Origin of the sequence: Escherichia sp. KTE31, from assembly GCF_000407925.1 — a bacterium.
GTDB classification, from domain to species: Bacteria; Pseudomonadota; Gammaproteobacteria; order Enterobacterales; family Enterobacteriaceae; genus Escherichia; species Escherichia ruysiae.
Map to the genome: position 1 here is coordinate 310241 of NZ_KE136725.1, position 17858 is coordinate 328098.

General features: G+C 51.5%; 14 protein-coding genes and 3 tRNA genes. 6 read left to right on the forward strand and 11 right to left on the reverse strand.

What is annotated here, in order from left to right; all coding sequences use genetic code 11:
• Position 1: 1 nt before the first annotated feature.
• From ptsP to glk, 6 genes are all read right to left on the reverse strand, one after another.
• Positions 2-2497 carry a phosphoenolpyruvate--protein phosphotransferase gene (gene ptsP / locus WES_RS06460; RefSeq protein WP_016158722.1) on the reverse strand — a complete coding sequence of 832 codons (2496 nt, stop codon included), beginning with the start codon at positions 2495-2497 and terminating at the stop codon, positions 2-4.
• A gap of 24 nt (positions 2498-2521) precedes the next feature.
• Positions 2522-3559 carry an aminopeptidase gene (gene ypdE, locus WES_RS06455; protein WP_016158723.1) on the reverse strand — a complete coding sequence of 346 codons (1038 nt, stop codon included), beginning with the start codon at positions 3557-3559 and terminating at the stop codon, positions 2522-2524.
• Positions 3559-4644, reverse strand: coding sequence for an aminopeptidase (gene ypdF, locus WES_RS06450; RefSeq protein ID WP_016158724.1), 1086 nt, complete (start codon positions 4642-4644; stop codon positions 3559-3561). The genes ypdE and ypdF overlap by 1 nt, the downstream gene beginning before the upstream one ends.
• A 14-nt stretch (positions 4645-4658) precedes the next feature.
• Positions 4659-5906 carry a PTS fructose transporter subunit IIC gene (locus WES_RS06445; protein ID WP_016158725.1) on the reverse strand — a complete coding sequence of 416 codons (1248 nt, stop codon included), beginning with the start codon at positions 5904-5906 and terminating at the stop codon, positions 4659-4661.
• Positions 5907-5927: 21 nt separating this feature from the next.
• Positions 5928-6254 (reverse strand): PTS fructose transporter subunit IIB, encoded by a 327-nt coding sequence (locus WES_RS06440; RefSeq protein WP_000038456.1) that lies wholly within the window; start codon positions 6252-6254, stop codon positions 5928-5930.
• A gap of 219 nt (positions 6255-6473) precedes the next feature.
• Entirely contained in the window at positions 6474-7439 is a 966-nt protein-coding gene (gene glk / locus WES_RS06435) for a glucokinase (RefSeq protein WP_016158726.1), read from the reverse strand.
• A 203-nt stretch (positions 7440-7642) separates the two neighbouring features.
• On the opposite strand from glk, the gene WES_RS06430 reads away from it, so the two are divergent.
• A complete protein-coding gene (locus WES_RS06430; protein ID WP_016158727.1) occupies positions 7643-8899 on the forward strand; it encodes an ion channel protein in 1257 nt (418 codons plus the stop codon).
• Between the two features lie 114 nt (positions 8900-9013).
• Positions 9014-9340, forward strand: coding sequence for a DUF2502 domain-containing protein YpeC (gene ypeC / locus WES_RS06425; protein WP_000490072.1), 327 nt, complete (start codon positions 9014-9016; stop codon positions 9338-9340).
• 143 nt (positions 9341-9483) lie between these two features.
• On the opposite strand, the gene WES_RS06420 is transcribed toward ypeC, so the two are convergent.
• On the reverse strand, positions 9484-10722 hold the full coding sequence (locus WES_RS06420; RefSeq protein WP_016158728.1) for an Nramp family divalent metal transporter: 1239 nt from the start codon (positions 10720-10722) through the stop codon (positions 9484-9486).
• 338 nt (positions 10723-11060) lie between these two features.
• Between WES_RS06420 and nupC the strand changes: the two genes are divergently transcribed.
• Entirely contained in the window at positions 11061-12263 is a 1203-nt protein-coding gene (gene nupC / locus WES_RS06415; protein ID WP_010351048.1) for a nucleoside permease NupC, read from the forward strand.
• A 233-nt stretch (positions 12264-12496) separates the two neighbouring features.
• On the opposite strand, the gene WES_RS06410 is transcribed toward nupC, so the two are convergent.
• The 3 genes from WES_RS06410 to WES_RS06400 all read right to left on the reverse strand — a co-directional run bounded on the left by WES_RS06410 (position 12497) and on the right by WES_RS06400 (position 15084).
• Positions 12497-14686: a bifunctional diguanylate cyclase/phosphodiesterase gene (locus tag WES_RS06410; protein ID WP_010351047.1), complete on the reverse strand. Its 2190-nt coding sequence runs from the start codon at positions 14684-14686 to the stop codon at positions 12497-12499.
• A 207-nt stretch (positions 14687-14893) separates the two neighbouring features.
• Positions 14894-14969, reverse strand: a tRNA-Ala gene (locus WES_RS06405).
• A gap of 39 nt (positions 14970-15008) precedes the next feature.
• Positions 15009-15084: transfer RNA gene (locus WES_RS06400), tRNA-Ala, on the reverse strand.
• A gap of 220 nt (positions 15085-15304) precedes the next feature.
• On the opposite strand from WES_RS06400, the gene WES_RS06395 reads away from it, so the two are divergent.
• A complete protein-coding gene (locus tag WES_RS06395) occupies positions 15305-15664 on the forward strand; it encodes a YfeC-like transcriptional regulator (RefSeq protein ID WP_000472025.1) in 360 nt (119 codons plus the stop codon).
• 1 nt (position 15665) lies between these two features.
• Entirely contained in the window at positions 15666-16058 is a 393-nt protein-coding gene (locus tag WES_RS06390; RefSeq protein WP_000826491.1) for a MerR family transcriptional regulator, read from the forward strand.
• 50 nt (positions 16059-16108) lie between these two features.
• On the opposite strand, the gene gltX is transcribed toward WES_RS06390, so the two are convergent.
• Positions 16109-17524, reverse strand: coding sequence for a glutamate--tRNA ligase (gene gltX / locus WES_RS06385; protein ID WP_016158730.1), 1416 nt, complete (start codon positions 17522-17524; stop codon positions 16109-16111).
• Positions 17525-17782: 258 nt separating this feature from the next.
• Between gltX and WES_RS06380 the strand changes: the two genes are divergently transcribed.
• A tRNA-Val gene (locus WES_RS06380) sits at positions 17783-17858 on the forward strand.

Below are 17858 nucleotides of genomic sequence, written 5' to 3' on the forward strand. Positions count from 1 at the left end.
TTCAGAAGGTTAATTCTGTTTCCAGCAGCGTCAGGATGCTTTGTGCATCTTGCGCGGCAAACAACGACTGGCGGAAGTTTTTATTCACCAGTTTACGCGCCAGCTGCGAGAAGACTTTCACATGATTCATCCCTTCGTTAGCACCCAGCGTCAGCATGATCACCAGTTCGACTTCGCCCATTTCTGACTGCCAGTCAACCGGTTTCACCAGCCGGGCAATGCTGATACTGGAATGACGGATCCACTGAGATTTGGTGTGCGGGATCGCCACGCCAAAACCAACGCCAGTAGTAACAATCTCTTCCCGCTGCCAGACATCCTCTTCCAGCTCGAACGGATGTTCAGTGCGCCCGTTAACGCCGAGGTTGCCGCACAGGAACTGAATCGCCTGTTCTTTATTGCTAAAGGACTGATCAACAAAGATATTCTCCAGCGCCAGCAGCGGACGAACGTCTTCTTCCGGCGTAAACGCGGTGAGTAACGCTTCAATTTCCTGCGCGCTGCGACATTCACATGCCTGACGTGCCAGTTCCCGACACGCCTCGCTATCCAGTTGACGCAACTGGCTTTTCACCGCCGGAATGCGTGGGCTACTCATGCTTAACTCATCCAGACCCAACCCAAGCAGTAGCGGCAGGTAACGGCTTTCACCACCCAGTTCACCACAAATGCCCACCCATTTTCCCCGCTGATGCGCAGTGGTCACTATCTGCTGCAACATGCGCAGGAACGATGGTGTAATCGGGTTATACAGCGGCGATACGCGCGGGTTATTGCGATCGACCGCATACAGATACTGGGTCATATCGTTGGAACCAATACTGAAGAAATCGACCTCATCGCAGAAGTGGTCGATGATGTAGCAAACCGACGGCACTTCCACCATGATACCCAACGTAATCGCCTCTGCATGACGCAGGCCATCGCGCTTAAGCTCAACGATTGCTTTCTGGATCTCGCTCTTCACCCATAAGATCTGATCGAGGCTGTGAACCATCGGAATCATCAACCGGGCGTTGCCAAAACTGGCAGCTCGTAAAATCGCCCGCAGTTGAGTGCGAAACAGGCCGGCAAATTCCGGGTAAATACGTACCGCGCGATAGCCGAGGAACGGGTTCTCTTCCTGGGGAATGTTGAGGTAAGGAATGCTTTTATCGCCGCCGATGTCCATCGTGCGGAAGATAATCGGCTTGTCGCCCGCCGCCAGTAGCACTTGCTGGTAGGCTTCAAACTGTTCCTGTTCGTCCGGCGCGCTGTCGCGATCCATATACAACATTTCGGTACGGAACAGCCCGACGCCTTCCGCGCCATTGGCAAACGCACCTGGTGCTTCCAGAGCAGTGCCAATATTCGCCGCAATATCGATACGCTTGTTATCACGGGAATAGGCCAGCTGCGCGGCGGCCTGCGCCTGTTGCTGCTGACGTTTATCCGCCAGAGTCTGCGCGACCTGGTAATAACCGCTCACCGCGTCATCAGGATTGATCGCCAGCACGCCGCACTGGGCGTCAAGCACCGCAGGTTGCCCGGCATAACGGGCTATCGCATCCAGCGGCAGGCCGCTCAGTACCGGGATCGCCGAGGCGCGGGCCAGAATCAGGGTATGCGAGGTGCGCCCGGTTTTCTCCAGAATCATGCCTGCAAGATTTTTTAAATCGAGGCTCAAAAACTGGCTTGGAGTTAAATCTTCTGCGACCAGAATGGTCGGTTTTTCAAGCAGCAGATTATTGCGCGGTTTCAACTCCGGCCAGGTGATATGCAGCAACTGTTCGCTGATATCACGAATATCACTAACTCGCTCACGCAGATAATCGCTGGCAGAAGCAGAAAGTTTGTCGCAAACCTGCTCCATATTGCTGACAATCGCCGCCCCCAGCCCCTGATGTTGTTCAGCCATCAGACGACGGATATTCCCCGCAAACTCTTCATCCTGAATCAGCGACAAATGGGCGCTAAGAATGGTTTTACTTTCGCCGTCACGCTCACGCAGTTGCTGGTTCAGTTGCTCGGCAAGCGTTGCCAGGCTGTGTTCCAGGCGAGTGGAGTCTTGCGCACTGGCAGGGATCGTCCGATAACTGTCGAGGCTGTCGCTCTGCAACAACGTTAACGAACCAACGCCGACGCCGCTTGCCAGCACATTGCTGTACAGTAAATCGGGGTTAAGGCGGCTTAATGAACGCGGCAGCGGATGCGCCGTCAGTTCTGCCTGCGACGGCTGAACGCTGTCGCTGTCGATAAAGCACACCTGGATATACTCTTCGAGTACGCGCCGCGCCTGCTCTTCGTCGCTACCGCTAATGCTCAGGCTGCAACTGTCATTAAATAAGGTGCCGGTGCCAATCAGCGCCAGTGAACTTTTGGCATCGGCCTTGGCGTTCTGCCGATGGTTAATAAAAGTGATTTCACTTTGCCACTGGCTGCACTGTTCTTTAAGTTCCCACGCCGGACGGGCATGAAGGCCGTTAGGCAAAGGACAGAGAAATTGGATTGTTAACATAACCGCTCCGGGTTAATCGGGAAATCATCTGAAATCCGTCAGTTGAACAACCGTCTCACGGGTAAGACGTTGAATAAGGGCAGATAAAAGTTGCTGCATCTGCAAAATGTCGCGGCAATCGGCAATCGATACGGCGCAATGTCCGTGGCGGGTGGCTGGCCCCATCACCACCGTGGGCATGCCGGTGCCGGTTAAATGCACCGCTCCGCCATCTGTGCCGCCGTTGCTGAACATATCGGCCTGCAACGGCACACCAATTTCTGCCGCCACGGTTTCAATCCACGCGGTAAGTTTTGGCGGCGCAATCAGCGATTTATCGCTTAACACCAGCATCGGACCGTTACCAATCTGGCGATGGTTCGCCGCGCCATAATCAAAGTTTTTCGCCCAGCAGGCGGTATCAAGCACAATGGCGACGTCCGGCGACACCGCGCGGGTGGCGGTTTGCCCGCCGCGTAACCCCACCTCTTCGCTGGAGCTGGCTACCAGCCACACTTCCGCAGGCAGTTCGGCGTCGTGCAGTTCGCGCAGTAAGGTCACTAACAGGTAGCAACCGAGACGATCGTCAAAAGCTTTACCCATCACCCGCTGGTGAGGGAGAACCTGAAAAGTGGTATCAAACGTGACGCGATCGCCTGGACGAATTCCTGCCTGTATCACTTCGTCATACGAACGCGCACCAATGTCTACGCGCATGGCGCTGACGTCATTCCCCTGCCTCTCGCCGTCAAGCAGGCCAGGTATTTTGCACTCTTCACGGGTGGTGATGCGCACCGGCTGCAACTGGCGGGCAGCCATGCGCACGTTGCCAACCGGCAACACATCGATCGCGCCTTCGCGGGAGATGCTGCGCACCATAAATCCCACTTCGTCCATATGCGCACAGATCATCACTTTCGGACCTGTCGATTCATTGAGGTGGATCAGCACCGATCCCAGACCATCAAATCGCACTTCTTTTTGCAGTCGATCCGCTTCATCCAGCAGGATCTGCCGCACTTCCTGTTCCGAGGAGGCGATCGCATCTGCCTCGCTCAACGCTTTTAATAGCGATAAATCCATTATGCATCTCCCGTGAGCAACACTGTTTTCGGCATGGCGTAGAGCACTTCTGCGCCTTGCGGGGTAACCAGCACGACATCTTCGATGCGCACGCCCCCTTGTCCTGGCAAATAAATCCCCGGCTCTACGGTCAGTAACATGCCTGGCTGGAGCATCGTGGTATCACGTGGTGAAAAACGCGGATCTTCATGAACGTCAATGCCAATAGCATGGCCGGTGTTATGGCCGAAATTCTCGCTAAAACCTGCCTCTGTAATCACCCGGCGCGCGGCGTCGTCAACCTGCTGGCAACGCACGCCGGGGCGAATCGCGGAGATTGCCGCCTGCTGCGCTTGCAGGACAATCTGATACACACCAAACAGCGGGTGAGATTCGGCGCTCACCCCTTCGCCATTAACCAGGAAGGTGCGCGTCATATCAGAGCAGTAGCCCTGATACAGCGCACCAAAATCGAGGGTGACAAACTCGCCCGCTGCAACCACTTTGTCGCTGGCTTTACCGTGCGGCAGCGCCCCACGCCAGCCACTGGCGACAATGGTGTCAAAAGAGGCTTTTTCTGCGCCCTGCTGGCGTATAAACCACTCCAGTTCAGCGGCTATCTCGCGCTCGCTCATCCCCGCCTGAATAAAGCGGCGAATATGCTCCGCTCCGCGATCGGCAATCCCACAGGCGAGGCGGATTTTCTCCACCTCCTCTGGCGTTTTGATTTGCCGCAGCACATCCGGCGTGGCGCTTACCAGTTTCGCATTGAGTTCAGACTGCCAGCGGTGCGCGGTTTCCCAACTCACCTGCTGGCCTTCAAAACCGAGCGTTTGCAACTGCTCATCGGCAATGATTTGATTGACGATGGTTGCCAGCATGTGCGTCGCGTCAAGCAAATGCAGCTGGTAGCCTTGCGTACGAGCTTCCACCTCCGCGTAATAGCGCGAATCCACCAGAATGTGCGCACTTTCACGGCTAATCACTACATAACCTGATCCGGTGGAGATCCCCAGATGCGGCTGTTTGTTCTGTCGTGAGGAGAGAAGCACCGCATCCAGTTGTTGCGCCTTAAGCCAGTCACGCAGCGAAGCGAGTAATGTCATCTGAATTTTCCTTCTTACAGGCTATCGATTAACAATTTGCCTTTGCGGAACATCATCAAACGCAGGAACACCACCATCAGCGCGGTAATGATTGCCCCCAGCGCGATCCCCGCCATGTAAACGCCCAGATTAGTCACCAGCGGCCACGCCCAGATTGCTGATTCCGGGAACCATTGCACTGCGCCCAGCCAGACAGCGGCGGTGGAGCCGACAACCGCACCGACCATATAGGACGGAATTGCGGTGATGGGGCTTTCCAGCGCAAACGGAATCGCACCTTCACTGATCCCCATAAACGCCAGGAACATGGCGGTTTTACCCTGCGGATAAAGCTGGGCGTTAAACAGGCGTTTGCCGGTTAAACGACGGTCGATAATAGTCGCCAGACCCAGACCAATCGGCGGAATGACGATTGCGATAGAACGCGCGGTAACCGGTAATACGTGGTCAGTGGTAAAGCTGAAAGCAACGAAACCTGCTGCTTTGTTGATTGGGCCACCGAGGTCGATTGCGGTCGCTGCTGCGATACCCATCGCATACATCAGCGCACCCTTCTCTCCTGCGGCGGTCAATACGGCACGGATCCCACCGTTGATCCAACCGCCAAATGGGGTGATGACGTAATACATCGCCAGCATGACAAAAATGGCGGAAAGAATCGGTAGCAAAAATGTGGTTTTGAACGCTAACAGGAAATCCGGTAACTGGATTTTCTGGTTCATCCACTTCACGAGATAACCCGCAACGATGGAAATAATCAGTGCACCAATGAAGGTAGACGGCACTGGTGAAGAGGTCGCCCACTGCATAGTACTGGGATCAAAGTTCAGCAGTTGCGTTGGCTGGGTAGACATCAACCCGCCGATAAACCCAGCCGGGAACGCCAGTTTGCCGCCGATAGAGTTCGCCACAAAAGCGGCAAACATCGGAATGGCAAAACCAAACAACACGCCGCCGAAGGACTGCGACAGCCAGGCAAATTTCAGTAAGGAGAGGTCGAAACCGGAAAATTTCCCGCTATTAAGTGCATCCATAATGCCAATGTCAGCGGGAATTTTTAGCCAGCTATAAGCAATCAGCTGGCTGAAAGCGAGGATCACGCCGCCCATAATTAAGGTCGGCACCATGCGTGAAATCCCTGACATCACATGCTGCGGGAGTTCACCCCAGAAGCTGCTTTTAGAGGCCTGCGGATTCTTAACTGCCGCTGCCGCACCGGATGCGCCAGGCACAACGGTTGCACTGCGTTTTTTAATGGCCATAACAATTATCCCTGTCGAATATTACTGTTGTTCAGAGGCAATCATCTCTTCGATTTCTTTGATGATGCCCGCAGCGTTTTTAATTGCGTCCTGCAAAGTGATTTCATAAACGTCGCGTGATTCGAAACGTTCGTTATCTTCCGGGGTAACTGCCACGGAGTGGATGATGATGGTCGCTTCGGCGATATCCTGCGCCGTCAGGCGATTCTGGATACCGTCCGCGCCCTGGGTTTCAATTTTCACTTCATAACCGGCTTCTACCGCCGCTTCTTCCAGCGCCTGAGCGGCCATAAAAGTGTGAGCCAGGCCCATTGGGCAGGCACATAAGGCAATCAGTTTCTTACTCATCGTTAATTCCTCGTTCAGTGATAGTTGACGAGTGAAATTATGAACGTGCAAAACAAATCGCCGTTACCAGACAAATAATGCATTTACTGGAGAATTAATCCCGCTGTACGGAAGTGTGACGCAGGTCGGCCTGGTGAGGAGGACACAAAGAAAAATTGAATTAACTGTATGATTTAAAAGATTATCGGGAGAGTTACCTCCCGATATAACAGGAAGGATTTACAGAATGTGACCTAAGGTCTGGCGTAAATGTGCACCGGAACCGAGAAGACCCGGATTGTCATGGACGATGAGATACACCGGAATATCATGGACATATTCTTTAAAGCGCCCTTTATCTTCAAATGCGGCACGGAAACCAGAGGCTTTGAAGAACTCAAGGAAGCGCGGCACGATACCGCCCGCAATAAACACGCCCCCAAATGTCCCGAGATTGAGCGCCAGATTGCCGCCAAAACGGCCCATAATGACGCAAAACAGCGACAACGCACGGCGGCAATCGGTGCAGCTGTCAGCCAGCGCGCGTTCGGTAATATCTTTTGGCTTGAGATTTTCTGGCAGGCGGTTGTCGGCTTTAACAATTGCGCGATACAAATTCACCAGGCCTGGTCCAGAGAGCACGCGTTCAGCAGAGACATGGCCTATTTCAGCACGCAGTATTTCGAGAATAATGGCCTCTTCTTCGCTGTTTGGCGCAAAATCAACGTGACCGCCTTCGCCTGGCAGGCTTACCCAGCGTTTATCGACATGAACCAGATGCGCCACTCCCAGCCCTGTTCCGGCACCGTAAACCGCGATAGGTTTACCTTCAACCGGTTCCTTACCACCAAACTGGATCAGATGCTCTTTTTTCAGCATCGGGATCGCCATCGATACAGCGGTAAAATCGTTAATAATTTCCAGATGGCTAAAACCGAGATTCTTTTTCATTTCGGCAATTGAGAACGCCCAGGTATGGTTGGTCATTGCCACCCAGTCACCGGTAATTGGGCAAGCGATGGCAATACAACCGTCTTTCACCTCGACCTTATGTTCTTCGAGATAAACGCGGATAACCGCTTCCAGGCTGGGATAATCAAGCCCAGAATAGGTTTTAGCCTGCGAGATTTCACCACTGGCAATATCACACAGAGCAAGACGTGCGTTGGTGCCGCCCACATCACCGACTAATGCATACTTTGTCATTCTTCTACTGCTCCGCTAAAGTCAAAATAATTCTTTCTCACACTGTAAATACCTGGGAGCCTAACAACAACGCCGGAAAGGCGAGCTCCCTGTAAATATCGATCTGGGTCACACTATTACTTTATCGTTTCAGCACCAATTGCAGCGATGCCTTTATGCAAGCTGGGCAAACTAAGTATCTGACCCCGCATAAGGAATAGAACATGCTCCATTCGCGAGCCAGAACCATGTTGTTATTATCGCTTCCTGCCCTGGCAATTGGGATTGCGTCCAGTCTTATTCTGATTGTGGTGATGAAAATCGCCTCGGTATTACAGAATTTACTCTGGCAACGACTGCCGGGAAGTCTGGGGATAGCCCAGGATTCACCGCTGTGGATCATCGGAATATTAACGCTGACGGGGATCGCAGTGGGACTGGTTATCCGTTTCAGCCAGGGTCATGCCGGACCAGACCCCGCCAGTGAACCGCTGATCGGCGCGCCAGTCTCCCCTTCTGCGCTACCAGGGCTTATCGTAGCATTAATTCTCGGTCTTGCCGGTGGCGTCAGCCTGGGGCCGGAACATCCGATTATGACCGTTAATATCGCCCTAGCGGTGGCGATAGGCGCTCGTCTGTTGCCTCGAGTTAATCGGATGGAATGGACTATTTTAGCCTCAGCCGGAACTATCGGTGCGCTATTTGGCACACCTGTCGCGGCGGCGTTGATATTTTCGCAAACCTTAAATGGCAGTAATGAAGTGCCGCTATGGGATCGACTCTTTGCGCCGTTAATGGCAGCGGCGGCTGGTGCGCTGACGACAAGTCTATTTTTCCATCCTCATTTTTCGCTGCCCATTGCGCATTACGGACAGATGAAGATGGCAGACATCATCAGCGGTGCGATTGTAGCGGCGATTGCCATCGCTGCGGGGATGGTCGCCGTATGGTGTCTGCCACGGTTGCACGCAATGATGCATCAGATTAAAAACCCTGTGCTCATGCTCGGGGTTGGCGGGTTTATTCTCGGTATTCTGGGCGTTATTGGTGGGCCGGTTTCACTGTTTAAAGGGCTGGATGAGATGCAGCAAATGGTGATGAATCAGGCTTTCAGCACCAGTGATTACTTTTTACTGGCGGTGATTAAGCTCGCCGCTCTGGTCATTGCCGCCGCCAGCGGGTTTCGTGGCGGGCGAATCTTCCCGGCAGTGTTTGTTGGCGTGGCGTTAGGTTTGATGCTACATGAACACGTTCCCGCAGTCCCGGCGGCAATTACTGTCTCCTGCGCTATTCTCGGTATGGTACTGGTGGTAACGCGCGATGGCTGGTTAAGCCTGTTTATGGCGGCGGTCGTTGTACCTGATACCAATCTGCTACCGCTACTTTGTATCGTTATGCTTCCGGCATGGCTATTGCTGGCTGGCAAACCAATGATGATTGTGAATCGCCCGAAGCAGCAACCACCCCACGATAACCTTTAGCAAAAAATGCTCTCCCTCATGATTTAAGAGTTATGGCGATGAAACGGGGCTTTACCTCCCCGTAATATTGCGTTAACAGGCCGCTGACGGCTTCGATCGTGAAGGAGAATAACAATGTTCAGGTCACTGTTTCTGGCGGCCGCCCTGATGGCTTTTACCCCACTTGCGGCAAACGCAGGTGAAATTACCCTACTGCCATCAATCAAATTACAAATTGGCGATCGCGATCATTACGGTAATTACTGGGACGGTGGTCACTGGCGCGACCGTGATTACTGGCACCGTAATTACGAATGGCGTAAAAACCGCTGGTGGCGTCACGATAATGGCTACCACCGTGGCTGGGATAAGCGTAAAGCGTATGAGCGTGGTTATCGTGAAGGCTGGCGCGACCGTGATGATCATCGCGGGAAAGGCCGTGGACACGGACATCGTCATTAAACACATCCACTAATGGAGCACGATGCCTGATGCGACGCTGGTGCGTCTTATCTGGCCTACAGCCCCACTCCATTGAACGCGTAGGGCGGATAAGGCGTTTTACGCCGCATCCGCCTGTGGTGTCTGATGCGACGCCCGTTCAACTACAACCCCAGCGCCGTTCCCACCAACAGCCAGATATTCAGCGCCACTACCAACACCACAATCACCCAGCCAGTCTGTTTTACGCGTTTGCTGTTCACCAGATCGCCCATCAACTTACTGTCACTGGTGAAAATCAACAGTGGAACCAGCGCCAGGGCGATACCAAAACTTAGCAGCACCTGGCTCATGACCAGAATTCGTGTCGGATCTAATCCCATCAGGATGACAATAAATGACGGCAACATGGTAACTGTCCGGCGCACCCACAGCGGGATATGGAAACGAATAAAACCCTGCATGACCACCTGCCCCGCCAGCGTACCCACCACCGTTGAAGAAAGCCCAGCTGCCACCAGGCTTAAACCAAAGACAGTCGCTGCAGCATTGCTTAACAGCGGTTGCAGCGTCAGGTAGGCTTCGTCAAGATCGGCGACACCAGTATGGCCGGAAAAGTGGAACGCGGCAGCAGCCGTTGCCATCATCGCCAGATTGACAAAACCAGCAATAGTCATGGCAATCGCGACATCCCATTTGGTGGCTGAATAACGTTGCTGGCGTGACCCATCATGCAGATGCTGGGTCAGCGAAGAGTGCAAATAAATCACATGCGGCATAATCGTCGCCCCCAGCACACCCGCAGCCAGGAAGACCGCCTCTGAGGTAGGTAAACTCGGGATCACCATTCCTTTACCTAACTGCGCCAGGTTAGGCTGGGAGAAGATCAGCTCAACAATGTAAGCCGCTGCGACAAACAGCAGTAGCCCGCCAATCACTTTCTCCAGCGGTTTTTGCCCGCGACGTTGCAGCATTAAAATCAGGAAGGTTGCGATACCCGTTAATACGGCGCCCTGCAACAGCGAAACCCCAAGAATCAGTTTGAAACCGATAGCCGCGCCAATAAATTCCGCCAGGTCGGTAGCCATCGCAATAATTTCTGCCTGAACCCAATAGAACCAGACGACCGGACGCGGGTAGTGATCGCGAATTTGTTCCGCCAGATTTTTACCGGTGGCAATCCCCAGCTTGGCCGAGAGGATCTGAATCAGCATCGCCATCAGATTAGCCCAGACAACAACCCACAATAGCTTATAGCCGAAGCTGGCACCCGCCTGAATATTGGTCGCAAAGTTGCCGGGATCGATATAACCAATCGCCGCAATGAACGCAGGTCCCATTAATGCGAGCCTCATCTTGCGCGCCGCCCGTCCGCTGCTACTCTCAACGCGATAGTTCGTCATCTTGTTGTGCCTCTAAAACATAGCCTTTGCTATGTTTCATGCTATGTCAAACGAGAATGATTATCAAATTCATTTAAATGGGTTGTGATGATTTCTCTGATAGACCAGGATTATGACTACGAAAAGATTGATGGCTTGAATGTTATTTTTATGTTTAATGTTAGCACATTTACATAACTTTCCGCTTCCATACACAACATAGCAGAAATGTAGGACAGCTCACTATTTTTGAAGCTTGTCACAGGACGTCATTATAGTGTGTGTCAGATCTCGTTTTCCTGAATCATGTTGCATAGAATGTGCACGGAAATTTAACCTGCCTCATATTTGGAGCAAATATGGACCGCGTCCTTCATTTTGTACTGGCACTAGCCGTTGTTGCGATTCTCGCATTGCTGGCAAGCAGCGACCGCAAAAAAATTCGTATCCGTTATATTATTCAACTGCTTGTTATCGAAGTATTACTGGCGTGGTTCTTCCTGAACTCTGACGTTGGTCTGGGCTTCGTGAAAGGCTTCTCCGAAATGTTCGAAAAACTGCTCGGATTTGCCAACGAAGGTACTAACTTCGTCTTTGGTAGCATGAATGATCAAGGCCTGGCGTTCTTCTTCCTGAAAGTGCTGTGCCCTATCGTCTTTATTTCTGCGTTGATCGGTATTCTCCAGCACATTCGCGTGCTGCCGGTGATTATCCGCGCGATTGGTTTCCTGCTTTCCAAAGTCAATGGCATGGGCAAACTGGAATCCTTTAACGCCGTCAGCTCCCTGATTTTGGGACAATCCGAGAACTTTATCGCCTATAAAGATATCCTCGGCAAAATCTCCCGTAATCGTATGTACACCATGGCAGCAACAGCGATGTCCACCGTGTCGATGTCCATCGTTGGCGCATACATGACGATGCTGGAGCCGAAATACGTCGTTGCTGCACTGGTACTGAACATGTTCAGCACCTTTATCGTGCTGTCGCTGATCAACCCTTACCGCGTTGATGCCAGCGAAGAAAACATTCAGATGTCCAACCTGCACGAAGGTCAGAGCTTCTTCGAAATGCTGGGTGAATACATTCTGGCAGGTTTCAAAGTTGCCATTATCGTTGCAGCGATGCTGATCGGCTTTATCGCCCTGATCGCCGCACTGAACGCACTGTTTGCCACCGTGACTGGCTGGTTTGGCTACAGCATCTCCTTCCAGGGTATCCTGGGCTACATCTTCTATCCGGTTGCATGGGTAATGGGTGTTCCATCCAACGAAGCACTGCAAGTGGGCAGTATCATGGCGACCAAACTGGTTTCCAACGAGTTCGTTGCGATGATGGATCTGCAGAAAATTGCTTCCACGCTTTCTCCGCGTGCAGAAGGCATCATCTCTGTGTTCCTGGTATCCTTTGCTAACTTCTCTTCTATCGGGATTATCGCGGGCGCGGTTAAAGGTCTGAACGAAGAGCAAGGTAACGTGGTCTCTCGCTTCGGTCTGAAACTGGTTTACGGCTCTACGCTGGTGAGCGTACTTTCTGCGTCAATCGCAGCACTGGTGCTGTAAGTCCAATACATTCATTAAAAAAGCCGGGGAATGTTCCCCGGCTTCAGTTTGTTGACAACGTGTGCTCTGTTTATGCCGGATGCGGCGTAAACGCTTTATCCGGCATACAAAACATCGCAAATTCAATAGATTGTGATTCCCATCCAGGCCTGATAAACATAGCGCATCAGGCCGTTTACTGGTTGTCATCAGCCTCAAATGCCGGGGATAATCCCCCGGTTTTTTTACGCCTGTTAATCCGCTAATGGCTGCGGGCGGCCAATCAAATACCCTTGCAGATATTGCACCCCAAGTTTATGCAATAACGCCTGCTGCTGTTGCGTTTCGACAAACTCCGCTACCACGCTTAACGACTTCGCTTTCGCCAGGTCGGTAATTGACCGCACAATCATCGCATCCAGCGTATTAGTCACTATATCTTTCACAAAGACGCCATCAATCTTGATGATATCGGCCTGCAAACGTTTTAATCGCTCGTAGTTGGCATAACCAGTGCCAAAGTCATCAATCGCAATACGGAAGCCAAATTTATGCAGTTGCTCGATGTTGTACATGCTGCTCTCTGCATTTGAAAACGCCTGCTCCTCGGTGATCTCAAGAATGACTGTCTCCGGGGAGATGTGATAACGCTTAAACAGACGAATAATCCGCCCGGCGATATTTTTTTGCAACAGAGTGAGCGGCATTAAATTGACTGAAAAGCGCGGACCTTTATTGTTGGAAGGGTGAGTTGCTAACCACTTCAACAGAGATTCCAGCACCTGCAAATCGAAACGCGCGCTAAGGTTAAACTGGGCGATAAGCGGCAGAAATTTATCCGGCGTCATAATGCCGTCGTCATATTTCAGACGCGCCAGGATCTCATCATAGCCCTGCCCCTCTTTGTTACGAATGGGCTGGGCGTAGAGAAGCAAATCACCATTATCTAACGCCTTACGAATGGTGTTCAGCAACAGTACCTGTTTGGTGGTCTGCCCGGACGCCATCTCCTCTCGATTATCCAACGCCAACACGTGGTGATGAACGCAGGATTGTTCCGCCAGCCAGCTTAACTGCCCCAACATAGGCTGCAGGGTTTCCTGATTGCCATCAAAACGCCCCCAGGCGGCACCATAGCCCATATCCAGACCGGTGTTGTTCCAATGAATCTGCCGACTATTGAGGATGTTAACCATATGCTGTAGTCGGCCTTCCGTTTCCGGCCCGGTCAGTACCAGCAGCAATTCACTGCCCGGCAGTTGATACAACTTTTCGTTTTCCTGCATCAACGGCAGCAAGGTACGGTAAATTGAGCGGATACAATGAACACGCATCACCAGACCGTAATGACGACTCATAAACTCAAGATTATCAATACGCAGGCAGCAAAAACTCTTTCCCGCCTCCTGCTCCTGCGATTGCTCCAGTGCACGAAAGTTGGGTAATAGCGTTAATGGATCGGTCAGGGCCTGCAAATGCCAGCGGCGATTAAGCCATTCACTTCGATGGTAAATACGCACCATGTAAAGCAGGCAAACGCTAAAGGAAATCAGCACCGCGAGAATAAATGCCAGCGAATATTCAGTTTCGACCCCTTGTAAAAAATTCTGGTTGTAATTCAAGAGGAAAAGAGTCGAAACAGCCCAGGTGAGATTTAAAAACGGATAACGAAGTTTACCAACACCAAGGGTAAAGATGATGAAGAAAACGGGCACCAGGTAACCGGCAATAAAGTCGTTTTCATAAGGCGTACACATCAGAAGTAGCAGTACGCTAAGAGCCGCCAGCCAGCTTAAAGTAAATGCACGTTTCTCTTTGTTCAGCGACGGGGCGATATCCCTGCGCCACAATATCTGCGCAAAGTGGGGGCTTACAATCATGCGAGTGAGATAGTAATAGAGCATGTTGTAAATCAACACTGCCGTGAAAAGGCTAAGTAAATCAACGACCGTGAAAATAGCATCTGCATCGCCGAAAAATGTCGATATCTTTAGCGGGAAATCAAAAAAGCTACCCACCAGATACATGCTGCCTTTGATGCCAATCGGCGTCACTAAACCAAGCCAGAAGAGACGTCGCCAGACGTATCGGGTGGTCAACCCATAACGCCAACGCGTTCCTAACTGCCAGCGTAATATTGCACAGGCACACAGCACTACAAATGTCTGGCTACCGAGCATGACGGCAGTTTGCAAAAATGAGAGATGGAAATTCCACAGATTAGTGCAAAACATCCCGCATAAAACAGGAACAACACCACGCCAGCCAAAGATGAACAATATTGACAGCATTACGCACAGTGGCATCCACGCCAGAAAGATATAGCTGGAGTGGATAACGGCAAGTGGCGAAATAAAACGGGATAGCTGAATAAGTACCACGGTGAGCGTAAACGCCAGTGTGAATATCTTGATATTTTTTATCAGATTATGCTCCACAAACATGAGTAGACTACTCTCACTGATCGGGGTTTTCAGGCACCCAAATAATAAGTTTATTCGCATCGCGAAGCAAACAGGAGTCGGCCTGTTGCCGCTTTTTCATCCAATGATGCTTTCACCAGGCGGCACTAACCCGGGCGTAGACTGTATTACAAAAGCGGCAAAAATCAGAGACAAAAAACCCCCGCTTCACAGCGAGGGTTTGAAATTTGGTGGAGCTAAGCGGGATCGAACCGCTGACCTCTTGCATGCCATGCAAGCGCTCTCCCAGCTGAGCTATAGCCCCACGATGCGTTTACGTACCAAATTTGCTGGGTGCAAAATTTGGTGGAGCTAAGCGGGATCGAACCGCTGACCTCTTGCATGCCATGCAAGCGCTCTCCCAGCTGAGCTATAGCCCCATCACGTAAAGCTTGTCGAGTTGACGGGCGGCATCATATGAATTCCGTCCGAATGTGTCAACGGCAAATTGCAGCGCCTTGTTTCAATCGCTGAAAAATCAGGCAAATGAACATTTTTGGATTACGCCTCGCATTCAGTAGTTATTCATGTCACGGTTTCATGTAAATTGATGCTATAAAATGAACACTTAATAGACCCACAACTATTCAGGGAATTGTTATGTTCAAGGAGAGGATGACGCCAGATGAACTTGCCAGACTGACCGGTTATAGCCGGCAGACCATTAATAAATGGGTACGCAAGGAAGGCTGGACGACATCACCAAAACCGGGCGTCCAGGGGGGCAAGGCTCGACTGGTACACGTCAATGAACAGGTTCGTGAATATATTCGCAATGCAGAACGCCCGGAGGGTCAGGGAGAAATACCCGCCCTGTCTGGCGATGCACCGCTTGAAGTGCTGTTAGCTACGCTGGCGAAAGAGATGACGCCGGCTGAACAAAAGCAGTTTACATCATTGCTTCTGCGGGAAGGGATTATCGGGTTATTACAACGCTTAGGGATTCGCAACAGCAAATAATATGAAAAGATTACGCAATAAAATGACCACCGAAGAACTGGCGGAATGCCTCGGTGTGGCGAAACAAACAGTTAACCGCTGGATTAGAGAAAAAGGCTGGAAAACAGAAAAATTTCCCGGAGTGAAAGGTGGTCGAGCCAGACTTATTCTACTGGACACACATGTTTGCGAATTTATTCAAAACACGCCTGCCTTCCATAATACGCCAATGCTTCTCGAGGCCGAAGAATCCCTTGCTGAATACGCGCCGGGTATGCGCACTCCGGCTTATCGGCAAATAATCAGCGCAATAGACAATATGACTCACAGTGAGCAGGAAAAAGTTGCGCAATTTTTATCGCGTGAAGGGATTCGTAATTTCCTTGCCCGTCTCGACATTGACGAATCAGCATAAATAAAAAACGGCAGGATACTATCTCCTGCCGTTTATCTTTTATGCGCTAATTACTGCTGGCTTTCGCGTTCAGCAATAAAAGCCAGAGCTTTGTTGATGCGCTCGATGCTACGAGCTTTGCCGATCGCGTGAACGGTAACATCCAGTGCCGGCGACTGCCCCGCACCAGTGACAGCGACACGCAGCGGCATACCGACTTTGCCCATCCCCACTTCCAGCTCGTCCGCCGTCGTCTGAATAGCGTGGTGAACGTTTTCAGCTGTCCAATCAGTAATAGCTGCCAGTTTGTCGCGAACCACTTCCAGCGGCTGACGCGCTACCGGGCGCAGATGTTTTTTCGCTGCATCGGCATCGAACTCAGCAAAATCTTCGTAGAAGTAACGGCAGCTCTGTGCCATTTCTTTCAGAGTTTTGCAGCGTTCTCCCAGCAGTTTAACCAGATCCGCCAGCTGCGGGCCGTTGCGGGTATCGATATTTTCCTGCTCGATGTGCCACTGTAAATGGGTAGCAACATACTCCGGCGGCAGCGTGTTAATGTAGTGGTGGTTTAACCACAGCAGCTTGTCGGTATTGAACGCGCTGGCAGATTTGCTGACGGCATTCAGGGTGAAGTATTTGATCATCTCTTCACGGGTGAAGATTTCCTGATCGCCATGGGACCAGCCCAGACGCACCAGATAGTTCAGCAATGCTTCCGGCAGATAGCCGTCGTCGCGATACTGCATTACGCTGACCGCACCGTGACGTTTGGACAGTTTTTTACCGTCATCGCCGTTGATCATAGAAACGTGCGCGTAAACCGGCACTGGTGCTTTCAGGGCTTTCAGAATGTTGATCTGGCGCGGCGTGTTGTTGATATGGTCTTCACCACGGATAACATGGGTGATTTCCATATCCCAGTCATCGACAACTACACAGAAGTTATAGGTCGGAGAACCATCGGTACGGCGGATAATCAGATCATCCAGCTCCTGGTTGCTGAACTCGATCGGACCACGGATCTGATCGTCAAAAACCACAGAACCTTCTTGCGGATTAGCAAAACGTACGACACACGGTTCATCATCAGCATGATGCTCATGGCTGTGGCGGCAGCGACCGTCATAACGCGGCTTCTCACCTTTCGCCATTTGCTCTTCACGCAGTGCTTCCAGACGCTCTTTAGAGCAATAGCATTTATAGGCCGTGCCCTCTTCCAGCATCTGATCGATAACTGCGTTATAGCGATCAAAACGTTTGGTCTGATAGTACGGACCTTCATCCCACTCCAGACTCAGCCAGTTCATACCATCCATAATGGCTTCGATAGCTTCCGGCGTAGAACGCTCAAGATCGGTGTCTTCAATACGCAGCACGAACTCACCGCCGTGGTTACGTGCAAAAAGCCAGGAGTAAAGAGCAGTACGCGCGCCGCCAACGTGCAGATAGCCTGTTGGGCTTGGCGCGAAGCGAGTTTTGATTTTCATGAAATGGCCTTACGTTTAGAAAGATGCCGACAACCGGCAAATCCTGGAAAAATTGAGTGGGCGATATTCTATCACTCCAGCCTGATTCCTCAATGTAGTTCGGGTTGCTACATGATGCATTATTGTTTTCGTTGAGAAATTGCGCAACACGGTCTGTTTTGCGATCATCCTGCTTAATTTTACGACGAACAAACAAATTCTTTAGAAAATGCGTTGACTCATTTCGAACTCTCCCTATAATGCGACTCCACACAGCGGGGGTGATTAGCTCAGCTGGGAGAGCACCTCCCTTACAAGGAGGGGGTCGGCGGTTCGATCCCGTCATCACCCACCA